Origin of the sequence: Streptomyces sp. SolWspMP-5a-2 (assembly GCF_900091845.1) — a bacterium.
GTDB classification, from domain to species: domain Bacteria; phylum Actinomycetota; class Actinomycetes; order Streptomycetales; family Streptomycetaceae; genus Streptomyces; species Streptomyces doudnae.
The window spans coordinates 21,510-41,728 of sequence record NZ_FMCI01000328.1; the positions used below are offsets into that span (position 1 = coordinate 21,510).

Annotated in this window: 18 protein-coding genes; 2 read left to right on the forward strand and 16 right to left on the reverse strand. The window is 74.5% G+C overall.

The window, feature by feature from the left end; translation table 11 throughout:
• Window positions 1–110: 110 nt before the first annotated feature.
• From GA0115242_RS32635 to GA0115242_RS32645, 3 genes are all read right to left on the reverse strand, one after another.
• Window positions 111–896 carry a class I SAM-dependent methyltransferase gene (locus tag GA0115242_RS32635; RefSeq protein WP_370672339.1) on the reverse strand — a complete coding sequence of 262 codons (786 nt, stop codon included), beginning with the start codon at window positions 894–896 and terminating at the stop codon, window positions 111–113.
• Window positions 897–1,006: 110 nt separating this feature from the next.
• Window positions 1,007–1,624: a TIGR04282 family arsenosugar biosynthesis glycosyltransferase gene (locus GA0115242_RS32640; protein ID WP_093834968.1), complete on the reverse strand. Its 618-nt coding sequence runs from the start codon at window positions 1,622–1,624 to the stop codon at window positions 1,007–1,009.
• On the reverse strand, window positions 1,621–2,364 hold the full coding sequence (locus GA0115242_RS32645) for a glycosyltransferase family 2 protein (RefSeq protein WP_093835016.1): 744 nt from the start codon (window positions 2,362–2,364) through the stop codon (window positions 1,621–1,623). The genes GA0115242_RS32640 and GA0115242_RS32645 overlap by 4 nt, the downstream gene beginning before the upstream one ends.
• 104 nt (window positions 2,365–2,468) lie before the next feature.
• Here GA0115242_RS32645 and GA0115242_RS32650 point away from each other — a divergent pair, with 104 nt between their 5' ends.
• Together GA0115242_RS32650 and GA0115242_RS32655 are read left to right on the forward strand one after the other, a co-directional pair.
• Window positions 2,469–3,227: a response regulator transcription factor gene (locus tag GA0115242_RS32650; RefSeq protein ID WP_093834970.1), complete on the forward strand. Its 759-nt coding sequence runs from the start codon at window positions 2,469–2,471 to the stop codon at window positions 3,225–3,227.
• On the forward strand, window positions 3,220–4,332 hold the full coding sequence (locus GA0115242_RS32655) for a sensor histidine kinase (protein ID WP_093834972.1): 1,113 nt from the start codon (window positions 3,220–3,222) through the stop codon (window positions 4,330–4,332). The genes GA0115242_RS32650 and GA0115242_RS32655 overlap by 8 nt, the downstream gene beginning before the upstream one ends.
• A 39-nt stretch (window positions 4,333–4,371) precedes the next feature.
• Here GA0115242_RS32655 and GA0115242_RS32660 read toward each other — a convergent pair whose 3' ends face one another.
• The 13 genes from GA0115242_RS32660 to GA0115242_RS32720 all read right to left on the reverse strand — a co-directional run bounded on the left by GA0115242_RS32660 (window position 4,372) and on the right by GA0115242_RS32720 (window position 20,118).
• Entirely contained in the window at window positions 4,372–5,409 is a 1,038-nt protein-coding gene (locus tag GA0115242_RS32660) for an NAD-dependent epimerase/dehydratase family protein (protein ID WP_093834974.1), read from the reverse strand.
• A gap of 93 nt (window positions 5,410–5,502) precedes the next feature.
• Window positions 5,503–6,393 (reverse strand): aldehyde dehydrogenase family protein, encoded by an 891-nt coding sequence (locus GA0115242_RS32665; protein ID WP_093834976.1) that lies wholly within the window; start codon window positions 6,391–6,393, stop codon window positions 5,503–5,505.
• Window positions 6,386–7,864 carry an aldehyde dehydrogenase family protein gene (locus tag GA0115242_RS32670; RefSeq protein ID WP_093834978.1) on the reverse strand — a complete coding sequence of 493 codons (1,479 nt, stop codon included), beginning with the start codon at window positions 7,862–7,864 and terminating at the stop codon, window positions 6,386–6,388. The genes GA0115242_RS32665 and GA0115242_RS32670 overlap by 8 nt, the downstream gene beginning before the upstream one ends.
• Window positions 7,865–7,879: 15 nt before the next feature.
• A complete protein-coding gene (deoC, locus tag GA0115242_RS32675; RefSeq protein WP_093834980.1) occupies window positions 7,880–8,836 on the reverse strand; it encodes a deoxyribose-phosphate aldolase in 957 nt (318 codons plus the stop codon).
• A complete protein-coding gene (locus GA0115242_RS32680; protein WP_093834982.1) occupies window positions 8,829–9,848 on the reverse strand; it encodes an ABC transporter permease in 1,020 nt (339 codons plus the stop codon). The genes deoC and GA0115242_RS32680 overlap by 8 nt, the downstream gene beginning before the upstream one ends.
• Entirely contained in the window at window positions 9,845–11,395 is a 1,551-nt protein-coding gene (locus GA0115242_RS32685) for a sugar ABC transporter ATP-binding protein (RefSeq protein WP_202556163.1), read from the reverse strand. Before GA0115242_RS32685 ends, GA0115242_RS32680 begins: the two co-directional genes overlap by 4 nt.
• 35 nt (window positions 11,396–11,430) lie before the next feature.
• Window positions 11,431–12,393 carry a sugar-binding transcriptional regulator gene (locus tag GA0115242_RS32690; protein WP_093834984.1) on the reverse strand — a complete coding sequence of 321 codons (963 nt, stop codon included), beginning with the start codon at window positions 12,391–12,393 and terminating at the stop codon, window positions 11,431–11,433.
• A gap of 26 nt (window positions 12,394–12,419) precedes the next feature.
• Entirely contained in the window at window positions 12,420–14,000 is a 1,581-nt protein-coding gene (locus GA0115242_RS32695) for an FGGY-family carbohydrate kinase (RefSeq protein ID WP_093834986.1), read from the reverse strand.
• Window positions 13,997–15,058, reverse strand: coding sequence for a galactitol-1-phosphate 5-dehydrogenase (locus tag GA0115242_RS32700; RefSeq protein WP_202556167.1), 1,062 nt, complete (start codon window positions 15,056–15,058; stop codon window positions 13,997–13,999). Before GA0115242_RS32700 ends, GA0115242_RS32695 begins: the two co-directional genes overlap by 4 nt.
• A gap of 65 nt (window positions 15,059–15,123) precedes the next feature.
• Complete coding sequence (locus tag GA0115242_RS32705) at window positions 15,124–16,116, reverse strand: substrate-binding domain-containing protein (protein ID WP_093834990.1); 993 nt, start codon at window positions 16,114–16,116, stop codon at window positions 15,124–15,126.
• 559 nt (window positions 16,117–16,675) lie between these two features.
• On the reverse strand, window positions 16,676–18,115 hold the full coding sequence (locus tag GA0115242_RS32710; RefSeq protein WP_093834992.1) for a GH1 family beta-glucosidase: 1,440 nt from the start codon (window positions 18,113–18,115) through the stop codon (window positions 16,676–16,678).
• A gap of 71 nt (window positions 18,116–18,186) precedes the next feature.
• Window positions 18,187–19,110, reverse strand: coding sequence for a carbohydrate ABC transporter permease (locus GA0115242_RS32715; RefSeq protein ID WP_093834994.1), 924 nt, complete (start codon window positions 19,108–19,110; stop codon window positions 18,187–18,189).
• Window positions 19,111–19,122: 12 nt separating this feature from the next.
• Complete coding sequence (locus GA0115242_RS32720; RefSeq protein ID WP_093834996.1) at window positions 19,123–20,118, reverse strand: carbohydrate ABC transporter permease; 996 nt, start codon at window positions 20,116–20,118, stop codon at window positions 19,123–19,125.
• Between the last annotated feature and the right edge of the window lie 101 nt (window positions 20,119–20,219).

Consider the following 20,219-nt stretch of genomic DNA (forward strand, 5'->3'; position numbering starts at 1 on the left):
ACCTCGGTGGACCGCCGGGCGTGGACCCCGTACGTCCGTGTCCCGGCGGTCTTCTCGGGACTGCTCCTGCTGGTGTGGTTCCCGATGGTCTCCGGGGACACCGCGGACCGCTACCGGGCGTCGACGACGCTCTCCGGCGACGGGTTCCTCGCCCGCTGGCTGCTGATCACGGCGGTGCTGTTCGGCTGCTCCGCCGTCCTGCTCGCGGCGCGGCTGCGCAGGGCCACGAAGCGGCGGCCGCCCGCCGCCCACTGACCGTCCAGGCGCCAGCCCGCCGAACGGGCCAGCCGCAGCAGCGCGGGGGTGCCGAGCCTGGCCCACGGGAAGGGCGCGCCGCCGCCCCCGCGTCCGTCGTCGACCCGGACCAGCTCCCGTTCGTCGATGTCGCCCGGGACCGTCTCCGCGATCAACAGGCCACCGGGGGCGAGGAGTCGGGCCAGCCGGTCGAGGAGCGCGCGGGGGTCGCCGCCGATGCCGAGGTTGCCGTCGAGGAGGAGGGCCGTGCCCCAGCGTCCCTCGCCCGGCACGGGGTCGAAGACGGAGCGGCGCAGGGCGGGCCCGCCGAGCCCGACCGTGCGGGCGACGGCCGCGTCACTGACGTCGATGCCCAGCGCCCGGCGGCCCTCCGCGATTAGGGCCGCCACCAGCCGTCCCGGCCCGCAGCCCACGTCCAGGACGGCGCCCTCGCACCACCGCACCACCTCCAGGTCCACGGCGTCCGCCTCGGCGCACCACCGCTCGACCTCCAGGGGCAGCAGACTGCCGTCGGCGCGCCGGAGGTAGAGGGGACCGTGCCCGGCCCGCAGGGCGGCGGCGTACAGATCCGCCGACCAGGACGGCTCGCCCGCGGGCACCGGACGGCCGGCCGCGCCCCGGCCCGGCGACCGGGTGCGCACGCCAGGTCGCCCGGACGCGGCGGAGGGCGGCCGGGGCGACGGCGTCCCGGCGGCCGACGGCCGCACGGCACCGGCGGTCCGCGGACGCGGGAGGCCGCCGTCCGCCGGGCTCAACGGCCCGCTCCCCGGACGCGCAGGGCGAGTTCACCCGCGAAGCGGCTGTCCGGAGCCTCGGCGGCGACCCGCACGGCGTCGTCCGCGGTGTCGACGTCACGCAGCCGGGGCAGCTCCCGCACCCGCAGGCCCGCCCCGTCCAGCCGGGCCCGCTGCGCCGCGCCGGTGTGCGGCGTCGACATGGGGACGCCGCGCAGCAGTGCCGGATCGGGCGCGGCCAGGCCGAGGGCCCAGAAGCCGCCGTCGACGGCCGGTCCGAGGTACGCGTCGCACTCGGCGAAGTCCACGGTGAGCAGCTCGGGCGTCACCTGCGGGGTGTCCATCCCGATGAGCAGCGCGGGTCCCCGGCAGCCCGCGAACGCCGCGGCCAGCCGTTCGTCGAGACCTCCGTCGCGCTGCGGGACGACGTCGAAGCCCGGCGGGAGCCACGGTCCGGGCGCCCCGTCGAGCACGAGCACCCGGCGCCGCGCGGGCGCCGCCAGCACCGCGGCCAGGGTGTCGGCCAGGGCCGCCTCGGCGAGCGCGGCGGCCTCGACGGGCGTGAACGGCGGGGTCAGCCGCGTCTTGACCCGGCCCGGCCGGGGTTCCTTCGCGATGACGAGCAGGGTGGTCACGGCAGATCCGCTCCTCGGGACGTGGGACAGGGGGCGCCGCCCGTCGCGGGCGCCTCGGCCAGGACCCGGCGCATGTCCCGCACCGCCTGCCAGGTCCCGCGCCAGGTGCCGGTGACCTTCGAGGCGCCGGTGCGGGGCAGGTACGGCACGTCCCGCTCGGCGACCCGCAGCCCGGCGTCGGCGGCGCGCACCACCATCTGCAGCGGGTAGCCGCTGCGCCGGTCGGTGAGGCCGAGGGCGAGCAGGTCGGCGCGGCGCGCCGCGCGCAGCGGCCCGAGGTCGTGCAGCCGCAGTCCGGTGCGGCGCCGCAGCATCCGGGCGAGCGCGAGGTTCCCGGCCCTGGCGTGCGCGGGCCAGGCGCCGGGGCGCGGGCGGCGCCGTCCGAGGACGAGATCGGCGGTGCCCGCGCGGACCGCGCGCACGAACGGCACCAGCAGCGACGGATCGAGCGAGGCGTCGCAGTCGCAGAAGCACACGATGTCCGCGTCGGCGGCCAGCAGACCGGCGTGGCAGGCCGCGCCGAAACCGCGGCGGGCCTCGTGCACGACGGTGGCGCCCAGGGAGCGGGCCAGCTCCGCGGACCCGTCGGTCGACCCGTTGTCCACGACCAGCGCGCGCCAGCCGGCCGGCACCCGGTCGAGGACCCAGGGCAGCGCGCCCGCCTCGTTCAGACAGGGGAGGATCACGTCGACGGGCGCCGTGTCCGCTTCCGTTGGGGGAGAGATCGTCACGGCGTTCAGCCTACGAGCGCAATCCGGACATATCGGAAGTCGGAATCTTACGTAACGCGGACGTCGGGACGGCCGGGCGCGGACCCCGGGCGCCCGGTGGCAGGCTGGACGGCATGCCCCAGCCGCACGAGACCCCCCAGGCCGCGCCCGCACCGACCGGACGCGGCGCACCGGCACGCGTCCTCGTGGTGGACGACGACCCGACCGTGGCCGAGGTGGTCGCGGGCTACCTGGAACGCGCGGGTCACGACGTGGACCGCGCCGCCGACGGCCCCGCCGCCCTCGGCCTCGCCGCCGCCCACTGGCCCGACCTGGTGGTGCTCGACCTGATGCTGCCCGGCATGGACGGCCTCGACGTGTGCCGCCGGTTGCGGCGCCAGGGGGCGGTGCCCGTGATCATGCTCACCGCGCGCGGCGACGAGGACGACCGCATCCTCGGCCTGGAGGTCGGCGCGGACGACTACGTCACCAAGCCGTTCAGCCCCCGGGAACTCGTCCTGCGCGTCGAGTCGGTGCTGCGCCGCGCCCGCCCCGCCCCGCCGGACCGGCCACTGGCGGCGGCGGGCCTGAGCGCCGACCCCGCGGCCCGCCGCGCCACCAAGGACGGCGTCGAACTCGCCCTCACCATCCGCGAGTTCGACCTGCTGGCGTTCTTCCTGCGCAACCCGGGCCGGGTCTACGGGCGGGAGCAGCTGATGCGCGAGGTGTGGGGCTGGGAGTTCGGCGACCTCTCCACGGTCACCGTGCATGTCCGGCGGCTGCGCGGCAAGATCGAGGACGACCCCGCCGCGCCGCGCCTCATCCAGACGGTGTGGGGCGTGGGTTACCGCTTCGAGACGCCCGCCGCGCGCGAGGGGCGGACCGATGCGTGACACGCTCCTGATCGCCCTGTACGCCTTCCTGGGCGCCGCCGGTGCCGGACTCCTCGGCGCGGGCGCGCTGCGACTGCTGCGGCGCCGCTCGCTCACCGCGTCGCTCACGGTGGTGGCCGCCGTCGCCGTGGCCGCCATGCTGGCCGGGACGCTCGCCGTCGCCTGGGCGATGTTCCTCTCCCCGCACGACCTCAGCGTCGTCACCACCGTCGTGATCATGGCGGCCGTCGTCTCGTTCGCCACCGCGCTCGCCCTCGGCCGCTGGGTCGTGGACCGCAGCCGCGCCCTCACCCTGGCGGCCAGGTCCTTCGGCGACGACGGCGACTTCACCCCGCCCGCCGGACCCGCCACCGCCGAACTCGCCGCCCTCACCAGGGAACTGGCGGCCACCAGCGCCCGGCTCGCCGAGTCCCGGGCCAGGGAGCGCACCCTGGAGTCGTCCCGCCGTGAACTCGTCGCCTGGATCTCCCACGACCTGCGCACCCCGCTGGCCGGCATCCGCGCGATGTCCGAGGCGCTGGAGGACGGCGTCGCCGCCGACCCGGGCCGCTACCTCACCCGCATCCGCACCGAGGTCGAACGGCTCAACGACATGGTCGGCGACCTCTTCGAACTATCCCGCATCCACGCCGGGGCGCTCCAGCTCTCCCCGTCCCGGATGTCGGTGTACGACCTCGTCGGGGACGCCCTCGCCGGGGCCGCCCCGCTCGCCCGCGAACACGGGGTCCGGCTGGTCGGCGCGCCGGTCGCGGCGGTGCCCGTCGAGGTGGACGGCCGGGAGATGAGCCGCGTCCTCGGCAACCTGCTGGTCAACGCGATCCGGCGCACCCCGTCCGACGGCACGGTCGCGGTGGCCGCCGAACGGTCGCCCGCCGGTGTCGTCCTGTCGGTCACCGACGGCTGCGGCGGCATCCCGGACGAGGACCTGCCGCGGGTGTTCGACACCGGCTGGCGCGGCAGCCACGCCAGGACCCCGCCCGCCGGAGCGGGCCTCGGCCTGGCCATCGTCCGGGGGATCGTGGAGGCCCACCGCGGACAGGCCGCCGTCCGCAACGTCCCCGGCGGCTGCCGCTTCGAGGTCACCCTGCCCATGGCGGAGGCGTGAGCGCGGCGGACCGCGCGCCCGCGCCTCCGAAGGCCCCGGTCAGCCCCGGGCCGGCCGGGCCTCGTCCCGGAGGAACGCGGGCCCGTCCCCGGCGAGTCCGGCCGAGGCGAACTCCCGCATCCCCTCGGCGAATCCGACCCGCGGCGCCCAGCCCAGCTCGGCCCGCAGCCTGGACGAGTCCGCGGTGATGTGCCGGACGTCCCCCAGCCGGAACTCGCCGGTGACCACCGGCTCGGGCCCGCCGTAGGCGGCGGCCAGCGCGCGCGCCATCTCGCCGACCGTGCGCGGCCGGCCGCTGCCGGTGTTGTACACGCGCAGCGCGCCGGCGGGGGACGCGGCCTCCAGCGCCGTCACATTGGCCGCCGCCACGTCCCTGACGTGTACGAAGTCCCGGCGCTGGCCGCCGTCCTCGAAGACCCGGGGCGCCTCCCCGCGGGCGAGGGCGGAGCGGAAGAAGGAGGCGACACCCGCGTACGGGGTGTCCCGCGGCATCCCCGGCCCGTACACGTTGTGGTAGCGCAGCGAGACGGCCGTCCCGCCCGTCGACCGCGCCCACGCGCTCGCCAGGTGCTCCTGGGCCAGCTTGGTCGTGGCGTACACGTTGCGGGGATCGACCGCCGCGTCCTCGGCCACGAGACCGGGTGCCACCGGCTCCCCGCAGCGCGGGCACCGGGGTTCGAAGGACCCCGCCGCCAGATCCGCGCCCGCGCGCGGCCCCGGACGCACCGGCCCGTGCGCCGCGCACGTGTAGGCGCCCTCGCCGTACACCACCATCGAACCGGCGAGGACCAGGTGCCGCACCCCCGCCGCGGCCATCCCCGTCAGCAGCACGGCCGTGCCCAGGTCGTTGCGGGACACGTAGACGGGGGCGTCCTCGAACCCCGTGCCGAGACCGACCATCGCCGCCTGGTGGCAGACGGCGTCCACGCCGGTCAGCGCGGCGGCGACCGTCTCGGCGTCGCGGACGTCCGAGCCCGCGCGCAGATCGAACACGACGGGGTCGTGGCCGCGCGCGGCCAGTGCCTCCACGACATGGGACCCGATGAACCCGGCACCGCCGGTGACCAGTACTCGCATGCGCCCACGCTAGGACCGGCGACCCGCGGGACAGGGCCGCGCCCACCGGACGTCACGGGTCCGTAAGACCTTCCGCCGGGCGCGGCGGCCCGCTCACCGGCCCACCGACTGCCAGACCGTCTTCGTCTCCAGGAACGGAGTGATCCGGCCGAGGCCGGGCAGCGCCCACCAGTCGGGCCGCGGGCCGGGCCGCAGCACCCGGGTCAGCGTGGTGGCCGCGGCCCGTTCCAGGTCGGCCGCGAGGGCACCCGCGCCGGTGAGGTCGAGGGCGTCGACGTCCTCGTGCGCGGCGAGGGCCGGTGCCACGTCGGCCGTGCGCCCGGTGAGGATGTTGACCACCCCGGACGGCAGGTCGGACGTGGCGAGGGCCTCCGCGAGGACGACGGCGGGCAGCGGGGCGCTCTCGCTCGCCACCACGACGGCGGTGTTGCCCGTCGCGATCACCGGGGCCAGCACCGACACCAGGCCGAGCAGGGGGGCGTCCTGGGGCGCGAACACCGCGACGACACCGGTGGGTTCGGGCGCCGAGGCGTTGTCGAAGGGACCGGAGACGGGGTTGGCGCCCCCCAGCACCTGGGCGACCTTGTCGGTCCAGCCCGCGTAGTGGATCCAGCGGTCGACGGCCGCGTCGACGGCCTCCTCCGCCCGGGGGCGCGGCACGCCGAGCGCGTCCACGACCGCCCCCGCGAAGTGGTCGCGGCGGCCCTCCATCATCTCGGCGATCCGGTAGAGGATCTGGCCCCGGTTGAAGGCGGTGCGGGCGGCCCACGGGGCGAAGGCCGCGCGGGCGGCGACGACGGCGTCCCTGGCGTCCTTGCGGGAGGCGAGCGCGGCGTGCGCCAGGTGCCTGCCGTCGGGTGCGGTCACCGGGATGCTCCTGCCGGACTCGGAACGCGGGAAGGCCCCTCCCACGTACAGCTTGTACGTCTTGGGCACCGGGAGCCGCCCGGGGACGGCGTCCTGGGCGGTGGTGTGGTCAGACATCGAGGTACGCCTCCAGTCCGTGCCGTCCGCCTTCGCGGCCGTAGCCGGATTCGCGGTACCCGCCGAAGGGGCTGGCCGGGTCGAATGTGTTGAAGGTGTTGGACCAGATCACTCCGGCGCGCAGCCGGCGGGCCGTCCACAGGCTCCGGCTGCCCTTCTGCGTCCAGATCCCGGCGGAGAGTCCGTAGGGCGTGTTGTTGGCCTTGGCGACGGCTTCCTCGGGGGTGCGGAAGGTCAGCACGGACAGCACGGGCCCGAAGATCTCCTCGCGGGCGACGCGGTGCGCCTGGGTGACGCCGGTGAAGACGGTCGGCGCGAACCAGTAGCCGCTGCCGGGCAGCGGGCAGTCGGGCGACCACTGCTCGCCGCCCTCCTCACGCCCGGCGCGGGCGAGGTCCTGGATCCGGGCGAGCTGGGCGGCCGAGTTGATGGCGCCGATGTCGGTGTTCTTGTCGAGGGGGTCGCCGAGGCGGAGCCGGGTGACGCGCTCCTTGAGGCGCCCCACGACCTCCTCGGCCACCGACTCCTGGACCAGCAGCCGCGAACCGGCGCAGCACACGTGCCCCTGGTTGAAGAAGATGCCGGTGACGATGCCCTCCACCGCCTGGTCGAGCGCGGCGTCCGCGTAGACGATGTTGGCGCCCTTGCCGCCGAGTTCCAGGGTGAGGCGGGTGCCGGTGCCCGCGACGGCACGGGCGATCTCCCGGCCGACGTCCGTCGAACCGGTGAACGCGACTTTGTCGACCCCGGGGTGGGAGACGAGGGCGCGTCCGGTCCCGCCCGCGCCGGTGACGATGTTGACGACACCGGGCGGGAGCTGCGCCTCCTGGCAGATCTCGGCGAACGCGAGGGCGGTGAGCGGGGTGGTCTCGGCGGGTTTCAGCACCACGGTGTTGCCCGCCGCGAGGGCCGGGGCGATCTTCCAGGCGAGCATCAGCAGCGGGAAGTTCCACGGGATGACCTGCGCGGCGACCCCCACCGGCCGGGGCGCGGGGACCCCGGGGACGGCGAACGGGAGCTTGTCGGCCCACCCGGCGTAGTAGAAGAAGTGGGCGGCGGCGAGCGGGATGTCGACGTCGCGGCTCTCCCTGATCGGCTTGCCGTTGTCCAGGCTCTCCAGGACGGCCAGTTCACGCGCGCGGTCCTGGATGATCCGGCTGATGCGGTAGAGGTACTTGCCGCGTTCGGCCGGGCTGGTGCGCGACCAGACGCCGTCGAAGGCGCGGCGGGCCGCGGCGACGGCACGGTCGAGGTCGGCCTCGGTCGCGGTGGTCACCTCGGCGAGGGGCTGCTCGTCGGCGGGGTTGACGGAGGTGAACGTCGCGTCGCCCGGCTCGGTGAACGACCCGTCGACGAAGAGGCCGTAGGCCGGCCTGAGCCGGACGGACGCGCGCGACTCGGGCGCGGGCGCGTAGCCGAGCGGTGCCGGGCGGGCCGGGGCGCCGTCGGCGGGGGAGAGAGGGCGGGGCATGGGTTCTGGTCCCTTTCAGTCCGCGGAGTAGTGGTCGGGACCGGAGTACGTGCCGGTCGTCAGCTTGGCGCGCTGCATCAGCAGGTCGTTGAGGAGGCTGGAGGCGCCGAGCCGGAAGAAGCGCGGGTCGAGCCAGTCGGCGCCGACCGTCTCCTCGACCAGGACGAGGTTGCGCAGCGCGTCCTTGGTGGTGCGGATGCCGCCCGCGGGTTTGACGCCCACCTGGCGGCCGGTGGCGGCGCGGAAGTCCCGTACGGCCTGGAGCATGACCAGGGTGACGTCGGGGGTGGCGGCGGGGGAGACCTTGCCGGTGGAGGTCTTGATGAAGTCGGCCCCCGCGTGCATCGCCAGCCAGGAGGCCCGGCGCACGTCGTCGTGGCCGGCGAGTTCACCGGTCTCCAGGATGACCTTGAGATGGGCGGGTTCGCCGTCGGACCGCGCACAGACCTCCCTGACGGCGACGATCTCGTCGTAGACCTTGCGGTAGTCGCCGGTGAGGAAGGCGCCGCGGTCGATCACCATGTCGATCTCGGTGGCGCCGCTCGCGACGGCCGCGCGGGTGTCGGCGAGGCGCGCCTCCAGCGGAGCCCGTCCGGCGGGGAAGGACGTCGCCACCGAGGCGACCCCGACGGTGCTCCCGCGCAGGGCCCGTACGGCGACGGGGACGAGGTCGGGGTAGACGCAGACGGCGGCGACCGGCGGCACGTCCGGGGCGGACGCGTCGGGCCTGAGCGCCTTCGCGGCCAGGGCACGCACCTTGCCCGGGGTGTCCGCGCCCTCCAGGGTGGTGAGGTCGACCATCCGGACGGCGAGATCGATGGCGCGGGCCTTGGCGGAGGTCTTGACCGAGCGGGTGGCGAGGGCGGCGACCCGCGCGTGCACACCGGCCTCGTCCACGCCGGGGAGCGCGTCCAGGCTCGCGCGGAGCACGGCGTTGCCGGGGGCTGTCCAGGTCGCGACGGTGTCAGGCACGGGAACCCCGCTTCTCTATCAGCATGTTGAGGACGAGGGCGACGACGAGGATCAGGCCGGTCACGACCATCTGGAAGAAGGAGCCGAGGCCCATCAGGTTGCAGAGGTTGCGCAGCACCGACAGCAGCAGGACGGCGACGAAGGTGCCCATGACGCCACCGCGTCCGCCGAAGAGGTTGGTGCCGCCGAGGACGACGGCGGCGATGGCGTCGAGTTCGAGGCCGTTGAACGCGGTGGGCTGGCCGATGGTGAGACGCGAGGTGAGCAGCACGCCCGCGAGGGCGGCGAGCGCCCCGGAGATGGCGAACACGGCGGTGACGACCGCCCGGACGGGCAGTCCGGAGAGCCGGGCGGCCTCCTTGTTGCTGCCGACGGCGTAGATGTACTCGCCGAAGGTCGTCGTGCGCAGCAGGAGTCCGGCACCGGCGGCGACGGCGACGAAGATCAGGCCGACGATGGGCACGTAGCCGACGAATCCGCCGCCGAGGAGCTGGAAGGCGTGCGGGACGTCCCCGCCCGCGGGCTCGCCGTCGGTCAGCAGGTAGGTGAGCCCCCGGATGGCGGTCAGCCCGGCCAGAGTGGTCATGAACGCCGGTAGCGAGAGGTACGCGGAGAGGCCGCCCATGACGGCGCCGAAGACCGCTCCGGCCGCGACGCTGACCGCGATGGCCAGCAGGAAGTTCAGGTCCTTGTCGATCAGCAGCGCGACGGTCATCCCGCCGAAGGCGGCGACGCTCCCGACCGACAGATCGATCCCGGCGGTGAGGATGACCAGGGTCATCCCGACCGCGACGATCCCGGTCAGCGCGGACTGCTGGAGCAGGTTGGACATGTTGCGGGTGGTCAGGAACTCCGGCGCGAGGACGCTCGCGACCGCGCAGAGCGCGAGGAAGACCAGGACGAGGTTGAAGCGGACGATCAGCTCGGTGCCCCGGCGCCTGGCCGAGTCCTTCCCCGGACTCCGGGGGCCGGTGGCCGCGGTCTGATCGGCCGCCGTGGTGGGTGTGCTCATGACGGTGCTCCAGGGGGTGTCGCTCGGGCGGTGGTCGCGCCCGCCGGGACGGTGCCGGTGACGACGGTGTGCGCGATGTCGTTCTCGTCGGTGGTGCGGGGGTCGAAGCAGGCGACGTTGCGGCCCTCGTGCAGGACCCAGATCCGGTCCGCGTTGGCGGTCAGTTCGCCCAGTTCGCTGCTGGCCAGCAGGACGGCGACGCCCTGGTCGGCGAGAGCGCGGACCTGCCGGTAGAGGTCGGCCTTGGCGCCGACGTCGAGGCCCCGGGTGGGTTCGTCGAGGAGAAGGACCTTCAGGGACCCCTTGGTGATCCACTTGGCCAGGACGACCTTCTGCTGGTTGCCGCCCGAGAGCTTCCCGACCGGCTGGTCGGGGGAGGAGCAGCGGACACCGAGGCCGTCGAGGACCGGCGCGGACAGCCGGCGCCCGCGGCCGCGCGGGGCGAGCCAGGGCGGCGCGGAGAGCGCGGCGACGGCGGCGTTGCGGCTGACCGAGAGACCGGGCATGAGGCCCTGCTCCTTGCGGCTCTCGGGGACCAGGGCCAGGCCCGCCCGGACGGCCGCGGCGGGGCTGCGCAGTCTGACCGGGGCGCCGTCGAGGGTGACGGAGACCGCGGCACGGCTGTCCCCGAACAGCGCCTTGAGGAGCGTGGTGCGCCCGGCCCCGCCGAGCCCGGCGAGCCCGACGATCTCCCCGGCGCGCACCTGGATCCCGGAGACGTCGACGAGGCCGGGGCTGCGCACGGCCGCGATGTCCAGCAGGGGCGGGCCCTCGGGCCTGGGGCGGTCGGTGGTGCCGGTGAGGGCCGTGGCCCGGCCGATCATGTCGTCGACCAACCGGTCGGCGGTGGTGCCCGCCAGGTCGCGGACGGCGACCGTGCGCCCGTCGCGCAGGACGGTGGCGCGGTCGCCGATCTCCAGCACCTCCTCCAGACGGTGCGAGATGTAGATGACGGACCGACCCTGGGCGGTGAGGGAGCGGATGACCTCGAAGACCCTGCGCAGGTCGGTCTCGCCGAGGGTGGCGGACGGCTCGTCCATGACGATGATCCGGGCGTCGGCGGTGAGGGCCTTGGCGATGGCGGTGAGCTGCTGCGCGGCGATGGGCAGGTCGCGGACCGGGGTGTCGACGTCGAAGTCGCCGCCCACCCTGTCGACGGCCTCCCGGGCCAGCGCGGCCCGCCGGGCCCGCCGGACGAAGGGGCCGCGGGACGGGGCGTGGCCGAGGAGCAGGTTCTGCGCCACCGTCAGATCGGGCACCAGGTCGAGCTCCTGGTAGATCACCGCGATGCCGTGCGCGAGACCCGCCTGCGGCCCGGTGAGTTCGACGGGTTCGCCGTCGAGCAGGATCTCGCCCTCGTCGGGCCGGTAGGACCCGGCGAGGATCTTCATCAGCGTGCTCTTGCCCGCGCCGTTCTCGCCGAGCAGGCAGTGGGTCTCACCCGGGCGCACGATCAGTTCGGCGCCGTCGTTGGCGAGGGTGCCGGGGAAGCGTTTGACGATGCCGCGCATGACGAGCCGCGGCGGGGCGGTGTCGGGCTTGTGCACGGTTCCTCCTTTCCGGGTGACCGGGACGCCGGCGTTCAACGCCGGTCCGCCGCGGCCGTGTCGAGCAGCCGGGTGGCGGTGTGGTGGTCGGTGACGAGGGTGTTGCAGAGGCCGCTGGAGACGACGGCCGCGCAGACCGCGTGCTTGGCGGTGCCGGAGACGACGGCGACCGAGACGGCGGCGGAGCGCAGGTGGTCGAGGGGCAGCCCGAGGGTGCGGTCGTCGAGGGAGGGGTCGACGATCGCGCCGCGCGCGTCGATGAACCGGCCCGCGACGTCCCCGACCGCGCCCGCGGCGGCCAGGCCCGCGAGGTCGTCGGCGGTGAGGTAGCCGGAGCCGACCAGCACGGAGTCGGCGCCTATGCCGCCGGGGCTGAAGAGGACGGTGTCCGCGGAGGCGGCCTGGGTGAGCACGTCGACGACCGCGCTGTCCTCCTCCAGCAGACGCCGGGTGGCCTCCTTCTCCACGATGGAGGGCACCGGGAGCACGCTGAGGGTGCCGCGGGCGAGGTGCGCGATCCGACCCGCCATGTCCTGCGCCGAGGTGGGGGTGCGGGAGCGGCTGAGCCCGCCGTTGATCTGCACGACGTGCACCCCGTCGGCCCAGCCGTGCTGGAGCCGGGCGGCGAGGAGGTCGAGCGTGCGGCCCCAGGAGACGCCCAGTTGCCGCGGTGCGGGCTGGAGCCGGGCGAGGTACTCCGCGCCCGCCTCGGCGACGCGGGCCCGCAGCCGCTCGTCGTCGCTCTGGTCGGCGGCCACGACCACCGCGTCGCGCAGTCCGAAGACGTCGCGGAGCCGTTCCTCCAGGTCACGCATGCGGGCCTTGGGGTGGACGACCTCGATGCGGACGATCCCGGCGTCCCTCGCCTCGGAGAGCAGGCGCCCGACCTTCCACCGGGTGAAGTGGAGCTCCGCGCCGATCTGTTCCTGGGTCCTGTTCTGCTCGTAGTACAGGGAGGCGACCTGGTAGAGCAGGTACTCGTCCTCGTGGCTGGTCATCCGGACCTCCTGGTCCATGTCACGGGTCAGACGGGCCGGTGGTCGCGGACCCGGCGTGCCCCGACGTCCGCCGCGTGCGCGGTGGCGCGGGGCGCCGAGCCCTCCCAGCGGCCGGGTGCGCTGAGCCGGTGGGCGAGGGGGCGGGTGGCGTCGGTGGCGGCCCGGTAGTCGGCGTAGCCCTGTTCGAGGGCGTCGCGGTGCGCGGTGTCGGGCTCCACGATCCGCACCCGGGGGGCGAAACCCGCCGCGGCCTCGGTGAGAGAGGCGGCCTGGCCGCAGCCGGTGGCGGCGGTGACCGCGCAGGCGCGCAGGGTCAGGTTGTCGTCGGCCACCAGGCGCAGCGGGCGGCCCAGGACGTCGGCCGTGGTGCGCAGCCAGAGCGGGTTGTGCCGGATCCCGCCGGAGACGTACACCTCGTCGACCGGGACACCGCCGTCGACGAAGGACTCCAGGACCTGCCGGGTGCCGTAGGCGACGCCCTCCACCGCCGCCCGGTACACCTCCGCGGGCCTGCTGCCGAGCGTCAGCCCGAGGACCGCGCCCCGCAGCCGGGGGTCGCGCAGCGGGGTGCGGTTGCCCATGAAGTAGTCCAGGACCATGAGTCCGTGCGAGCAGGGCGGCAGCGCGGCCGCCTCCTCGATGAGCCCCGCGAGGTGCGCCCGCGGGGTGCCGAGCAGTTGCTCGCCCGCCCAGGTCAGCACGGACCCGGAGGTGACCTGACCGCCCTCCACCAGCCAGCGGCCGGTGGTGAGGGCGTCCGGGTACGGGCCCCAGACGGTCGGCGGGAAGACGGGTTCGTCGATCTCGGTGACGAACGCGGTGGACGTGCCGGAGACCACCGAGACCCGGCCGGGGCGCGCGCCGCCCACGGCGAGCAGCGAGAGGTGGGCGTCGATGCCCCCCGCGGCGACCATCGCCGCGCCGGTGATGCCGAGTTCGTCGCGGACGGCGGCCCTGACCGGGGCCACCGCACCGCCCACGGGCACGATCCGCTCCGGGAGCCGGTCGCGCAGGTCGGGGACGCCGAACTCGGCGTAGAGGTCGTCGGGCAGTCCGCCGCCGCGCGGGTCGTAGTTCCACTTGCAGACGGCGTTCATCCGTGAGCCGGTCCACTCGCCGGTGAGCCGCCACACGAGGTAGTCGACGGCCTCGGTGACGCGGCGGGCGGCGCGGTAGACGTCCGGTTCCTCGCGGGCCAGCCACATGGCCTTCGGCACGAGCCACTCCACCGCGTCCGAGCCGCCCGAGTACCGCAGCACCGGATGGGAGGAGCGGGCGGTCAGCTCGGACTCCGCGCTGGCCCTGCTGTCCATCCACAGCAGCGCGGGGCGCAGCGGCCGTCCGTCGCCGTCCAGCACGGCGACCGTCGAGGCGGTGGTGGCGACGGCGACCCCGGCGACCGGCGGCGCACCGGCCTCGGCGACGGCGGCCCGGGTGGCGGTGACGACGGCCCGCCACCAGTCCTCGGGGTTCTGCTCGGCGCGGCCGGGGTGCGGGAACGAGGTCGGGTAGCCGCTCTGGCTGCGCCCGAGTTCCTCGCCGTCGGCGCTGTAGACGGCGACGCGGGCGCTCTCTGTCCCCAGGTCGATGGCGAGGAGCGCGGTCATGGGCGGTCTCCGTTCGGCAGGAAGAGGACCTTGGAGCTGAAGACCGAGCGCTCGCCGAGGCTGTGCAGGGTCGAGGAGAGGTCGTCCAGGCCCAGTTCGTGGGTGATCATGAACTTCCAGCGGAGGCTGCCGTCGCCCATGGCCCGTGCGGCGGTGCGCCACTCGTCGCCGGGGAACGGCGCCGAGAACGAGTTCCAGGCACCGTGCAGGGTGACCTCCCGGCGCAGGAAGTTGCTGAAGGTCGCCTTGGGCAGGACCACCGGGTCGTGCGGGATGCCGATGAAGACGGCCTGCCCGTGCCGGGCGGCGAGGGTGACCGCCTGGTCGGCGGTGGCCGGTACGCCCGCCGACTCGATGATCACGTCGTAGCCGTGGCCGGCGAGTTCGGCGGCGCGCTGCGGGGTGGCGGCGGTGTGGGTGGCGCCCGCCTCCAGCGCCATGGCGGCCTTCTGCTCGCTCACGTCGATGGAGAGGACCTCGCTCGCCCCGGCCAGTCGCGCCCACTGGACGGCGAACAGGCCGATCGGCCCCGCCCCGACGACGGCGACGCGGTGGCCGGTGCGCAGCTTGGTGCGCCAGATCGCGTGCAGGGCGATGGCGGCCGGGTCGAGCATGGCGGCGGCCCGCGGGTCGAGGTCGGCGGGCAGGACCATCAGGTTGCCCGCGGGGACGGTGACGTACTCGGCGTAGGCACCGGCCCGGCGGCTGCCGAAGTAGTCGTAGTCCTCGCAGAGGCTGAAGTGGCCCTGGGCGCAGGGGGCGCAGCGGCGGCAGGGGATCAGCGGCGGGACGGCGACGAGGTCGCCCTCGGCGACGGTCCCGGCCGCGGCGAGTTCGGCGCCGAGGGCGACGACGTGCCCGGAGAACTCGTGGCCGCAGATCAGCGGCAGCAGGTACGAGCCGCCCGGCCGGAGCATGCGCGGTATGTCGGAGCCGCAGACGCCGCAGGCCGCGACGCGCACGAGCGCCTCGTTCGGGGCGGGTTCCGGAACCGGGACCTCCTCGACGCGGATGTCGCCCGGGGCGTGCAGCAGGGCGGCGCGCATGGTCTGTGGCATGGGGTTTCCGCTCTCTCGGACGGGGCCGGGCGCGGGGGCGCCGGGCAGCGGGGCGGTGGGCGGGGTCACTCCTTGCCCGCGAGGGCGAAGGTGGTGGAACCGGTGTAGGAGGAGGCGTTGGAGGCGTCGACGAGCCCGGTGCCGGCGTCGACGGAGGCGTCGACCTTCTTGCCCGCCTGCACGTCGAGCGCGGTGCCGACGGCGGTGGCGCCCAGGGAGATCGGGTCGTTGAGGGCGGTGGCGAGGTAGGGACCGCGGGCCGCGATGGACTTGACGGCCTCCATCAGGCCGTCGACCCCGGCGACCTTGACGTCGGTCCGGCCGTTCTCCTTGAGGACCTGGAGCGCGCCGAGGGCCATGTCGTCGTTGTGCGCGTACACCGCCTTGACGTCCGGGTTGGTCTGGAGGAGGTCCTGCATGGCGGTGACGGCCTTGGAGCGGATGTAGTCGCAGTAGGGACCGGCGACGATCTTGATCTTCTTGTTCGCGGCGACGGCCTCATGGAACCCGGCGCTGCGGTCCCGGGCCACGGCGCCTCCCGCGTCGCCCTTGATCTCGATGACCTTGCCGCCCTTCGCGCCGAGGGACTTGGCGACCTCGGCGCCGACGAGCCGGCCCATCTCCTTGTTGTCGCGGCCGACGTGGGCGGCGGCTCCGGAGGGCACCGGGCGGTCGACGGTGACCACGGGGATCCCCGCCGCCTTGGCCGCCGCGATCCCGGCCTGGACGCCCTTGGGGTCGACGGGGTTGATCAGCAGGACGTCGACGCCGCGGGTGATGAGGTCCTGGATGTCGTTGTTCTGCTTGGTGACGTCGTCACCGGCGTCCGCGAAGTTCAGCTTGGCCCCGGCCTTCTCGGCCGCCTTCTCCGCGCCCTCGCGCAACTGGACGTAGAACGGCGACTGCTGGGTGGCCTGGCTGAAGCCGATGGACAGGGTGTCCGACTTCTTGCCCGCGGCCTGGTCCGAGCCGCCCGGCGTGGTGGAGACCGAACAGGCCGCCAGTGACGCGATGGCTGATGTCGCGATAAAGATCCCTGAAATGCGATGGATACGCATGTGGGCCTCCTGATGTGGTCCTGGCGAGGGACAGTAGGTCCGCTGTTTACCTCCCGGCAACACATGCTGGAATTTTTGCTCTCATGAGCACGCGCCGTCCGACGCGGTGTCCGGCTACGGGTGCGTAGGGTCACATTCCGGCCCCTGACCAGGGGGTTGAGGGCACCGGGTGCCATGCGCGCAGTCCGCGCGTGCCGCGCGCTCGCGGGGGCAGGCGGCGCGCCGGACGCGCCGAGGGCCCGCTCTCGTGGGAGCGGCGGCCGCAGTGGTCGGATGTCCCGGGACGCTCCCGGCCGATGCGTCGGCGTGCGCGGCGGATGCGTCGGCACGCGCGCGGCGGCCCGCCCGGGAGGACGGCGCGGCCCGGGGTGCTCCTGGGGCGCACGTCAGGTCTCCGGGCGGGCCGGGAACGCGCCCCGGTGACCGGGGCGCGGGGGACGTGTCAGATCGGGTCCGTGGTCCCGCCGGGGGCAGTGCCACCCCGGCGTCCGGCCCCCGGGGGCGCCCTTTCCGGGCGCCCCCGCCGGTCGGTCGACGCCCTTTCCGGGCGCCCCGACGGTCAGTTCGCGGGCAGCACCCCGCTGCGGACCACCTCGGAGTACCAGCGGGCGCTGGCCTTCGGGATCCGGGCGCCGGTCGGGTAGTCCACGTACACGGTGCCGAAGCGCTTGCCGTAGCCGTGGGCCCACTCGAAGTTGTCCAGGAGCGACCACAGGAAGTAGCCGCGGACGTCGGCGCCGTCTGCGATCGCGCGGTGGACGGCGGCGAGGTGACCGCGCACGTAGGCGATCCGGGCGGGGTCGTTGACCTGGCCCGCGGGGTCGACGTAGTCGTCGCAGGCCACGCCGTTCTCCGTGATGACCAGCGGCGTCCGCGGGAACTCGGCGGAGAGACCGCGCAGCAGGTCGTACAGACCGCTCGGGTCGACGGCCCAGCCCATGGCGGTGGTCTCGCCCGGCGGCTGGTGGAAGGCGACCTGGTCGGCGCCCGGCCAGGGGCTGTGCGCGCTCCGGCCGTGGCCGTCGGAGGTGTGCGTGCCGGTGCCGTCGGCCGCCGAGACGACCGTGGGCGCGTAGTAGTTGACGCCCAGGAAGTCCAGCGGCTGGTGGCACCCGCGCAGGTCGCCGTCCCGGACGAAGGACCAGTCGGTCAGCTTCGCGGTGTCCTGGAGCAGGTCGTGCGGATACGCCCCGCGCAGCATCGGCCCGGTGAAGACCCGGTTGGCGAGGGCGTCGATCCGGCGGACCGCGTCGGCGTCCCCCTCGCTGCCGGTGAGCGCGCGCACCTGGTGGATGTTGAGCGTCACCGAGACCCGCGCGTCGGCCCGTACCCGCTCCCGCAGCGCCGTCACGGCGAGCCCGTGCCCGAGGTTGAGGTGGTGGGCGGCCCGCAGCGCCGCGACCGGGTCGGTGCGGCCGGGGGCGTGCACCCCCGAGCCGTAGCCCAGAAAGGCGCTGCACCACGGCTCGTTGAGCGTCGTCCAGGTGCTCACCCGGTCGCCGAGCGCGTCGGCCGCCAGCGCCGCGTACTCGGCGAACCGCTCGGCCGTCCCGCGCTCCGGCCAGCCCCCGGCGTCCTCCACCTCCTGCGGCAGGTCCCAGTGGTAGAGGGTGGCCACGGGCTGGATGCCCTTGTCGAGCAGCTCGTCCACCAGCCGCCGGTAGAAGTCCAGGCCCCGCTGCGCGGCCGGGCCCCGGCCGGTCGGCTGGATCCGCGGCCAGGCCAGGGAGAAGCGGTAGGCGCCGAGGCCGAGGTCGGCCATGAGCGCGACGTCCTCGCGCCAGCGGTGGTAGTGGTCGGTGGCGACGTCACCGGTGTCGCCGTTGCGGACGCGACCGGGGGTGCGGGCGTAGGTGTCCCAGATGGACGCCGTCCGGCCGTCCTCCGTCGCGGCCCCCTCGATCTGGTAGGAGGCGGTCGCGGACCCCCAGAGGAAGTCCTCGGGGAAGGCGCGTGCGGCGTCCTGGGCGGGCGCGGGCTGTCGTGCGGCGGTGACCACGTGAGTCCTTTGCTGGAGTGCGGGGAGGGGCGGACCGGCGGTGGACCGCGGGTCCCTGACGGAGCGGCGGGTCAGCCCTTGACGGCCCCGGTCATGATGCCGCTGACGATCTGGCGGCCGAAGACGACGAACATCAGCAGCAGCGGAAGGGTGCCGAGGAGCGCGCCCGCCATGATGAGCGACTGGTCGCGGACGTACCCCGCGCTCAGCTGGGTGAGAGCGACGGGAACCGTCGGGTTGGTCATGTCGAGCACCACGAACGGCCAGAAGAAGTCGTTCCACGCGTGCACGAACGTGATCATGAACAGGACGGCCATCGCGGGCCGCGCCACGGGCAGCACGATGCTCCAGAAGATCCGCAGCGAGTGCGCCCCGTCCACGCGCCCCGCCTCGACCAGCTCGTCCGGCAGCGCCTCGGCGAGGTACTGGCGCATGAAGAAGACGCCGACGGCGCTGACCAGCGTCGGGAAGATGACGGCGGGCAACTGCTGCGACCAGCCCAGGTCCGACATCAGCATGAAGAGGGGCACGACGCCGAGCTGCGGCGGGACGAGCATGGTGCCGATCGCCAGGGTCAGCAGGGCCTGGCGCCCCTTGAAGCGGAGCTTGGCGAACGCGAATCCGGCGAGGGTCGCGAACATCACCGTGGAGAGGGCGATCGTCCCGGCGACGATGAGGCTGTTGAGCATCGCCTTGCCCATGGCCGCCTCGTCCCAGGCCCGGGAGAGGTTGCTGAACAGGTTCGGCCCCGGCAGGAACGGCGGCGGTGTCTGGCTGACCCGCGTGTTGTCGGTCGACGCGGCGACCATCGTCCAGTAGAGCGGGAAGAGCGACAGCACCGTCATCAGGCCGAGCAGGAGGTAGGCCAGCGGGCCCGCGTGGTGCTGGCGGCCGGCGCGCCCGCGCCACAGCGGGCGGCGGCCGGGGCCGGGAGGCTTCCCGGCGGAGGACCGGGCCGGGACGTCCGTCCGGACCGGGAGGCTGTGCAGGGTCATGACGACTCCGGATCAGGACTGACGGGCCCGCAGGCGCGCGAGGACGCGCTGCGCGGCGAAGGCGAGAACGAGCAGCAGGAACATGGCCCAGGCGACGGCGGCGGACCGGCCCATCTGGTAGTTCTTCCAGCCCTCCTCGTAGAGCAGCAGCCCGAGCGTCTGGTACTGGTTGTCGGCACCGCCGGTGACACCGTTGGGGCCCTGGCCGAAGATCAGCGGTTCGCCGAACAACTGGGTGGCGCCGACCGTCGAGAGCACGATGGTGAAGACGATGGTCGCGCGGATCCCGGGGATCGTGACGTGGGTGAACTGCTGCCACCGCGAGGCCCCGTCGAGGGCGGCCGCCTCGTAGCGGTCGGCGGGCACGGCCTGCATCGCGGCCAGGTAGAGCAGCGCGTTGTAGCCGGTCCAGCGCCAGATGACCATCGTGGAGATCGCGGTCTGGGCGGGCCACTTCTCCGCCTCCCAGGAGACCGGGTCCACGCCGACCGTCCCGAGCGCCCAGTTGATCATCCCGAAGTCGCGCTCGAAGATCATGGTGAAGACGAGGGCGGCCGCCGCGACCGACGTGGCGTACGGCACCAGCGAGGCGACCCGGAAGAACAGCGAGGCGCGCATCCGGTAGTTGAGCAGGTGAGCCAGGCCCAGCGCCATCATCAGCTGCGGCACCGTGGAGAGGACACCGATGCTGATCGTGTTCCGCAGCGCGTTCCAGAACCGGGAGTCGCCCCAGAGGTCGACGTAGTTGCCGAACCCGACCCACTTCATGACGTCCAGGGTCGCCAGTTCCACGTCGTGCAGCGAGATCCACGAGGTGTACACGAGCGGGTAGAAGCTGAACGCCGCGAAGATCACGAAGAACGGCGCGACGAACGCGTAGGGGGCGCCCTTGACGTCGAGCCGGTGCAGCAGCGCGCCGAGCCGCCGACCGGTCCCCGCGCCGTCGGCGGGCGACGGCGGACCGGACGGCGTCCCGCCGAGCGGCTCGTTGGTGGTGGAGGTGGCCACCGGACTTCCTTCCCGAGAGCGAGAGCGAGAGCGAGAGTGGGGGTGGGGGTGGCGCGTGCGGCGCCCCGGGCCCGCCCGCCGGACGACGGCGTGCGGGCCCG

Excerpts from the sequence above, each read along its gene's own strand:
- GA0115242_RS32650 (WP_093834970.1), top strand. The coding sequence starts at position 2,469 with ATGCCCCAGCCGCACGAGACCCCCCAGGCCGCGCCCGCACCGACCGGA.
- GA0115242_RS32655 (WP_093834972.1), top strand. The coding sequence starts at position 3,220 with ATGCGTGACACGCTCCTGATCGCCCTGTACGCCTTCCTGGGCGCCGCC.
- GA0115242_RS32660 (WP_093834974.1), bottom strand. The coding sequence starts at position 5,409 with ATGCGAGTACTGGTCACCGGCGGTGCCGGGTTCATCGGGTCCCATGTC.
- GA0115242_RS32665 (WP_093834976.1), bottom strand. The coding sequence starts at position 6,393 with ATGTCTGACCACACCACCGCCCAGGACGCCGTCCCCGGGCGGCTCCCG.
- GA0115242_RS32670 (WP_093834978.1), bottom strand. The coding sequence starts at position 7,864 with ATGCCCCGCCCTCTCTCCCCCGCCGACGGCGCCCCGGCCCGCCCGGCA.
- GA0115242_RS32680 (WP_093834982.1), bottom strand. The coding sequence starts at position 9,848 with ATGAGCACACCCACCACGGCGGCCGATCAGACCGCGGCCACCGGCCCC.
- GA0115242_RS32690 (WP_093834984.1), bottom strand. The coding sequence starts at position 12,393 with ATGACCAGCCACGAGGACGAGTACCTGCTCTACCAGGTCGCCTCCCTG.
- GA0115242_RS32695 (WP_093834986.1), bottom strand. The coding sequence starts at position 14,000 with ATGACCGCGCTCCTCGCCATCGACCTGGGGACAGAGAGCGCCCGCGTC.
- GA0115242_RS32700 (WP_202556167.1), bottom strand. The coding sequence starts at position 15,058 with ATGCCACAGACCATGCGCGCCGCCCTGCTGCACGCCCCGGGCGACATC.
- GA0115242_RS32705 (WP_093834990.1), bottom strand. The coding sequence starts at position 16,116 with ATGCGTATCCATCGCATTTCAGGGATCTTTATCGCGACATCAGCCATC.
- GA0115242_RS32715 (WP_093834994.1), bottom strand. The coding sequence starts at position 19,110 with ATGACCCTGCACAGCCTCCCGGTCCGGACGGACGTCCCGGCCCGGTCC.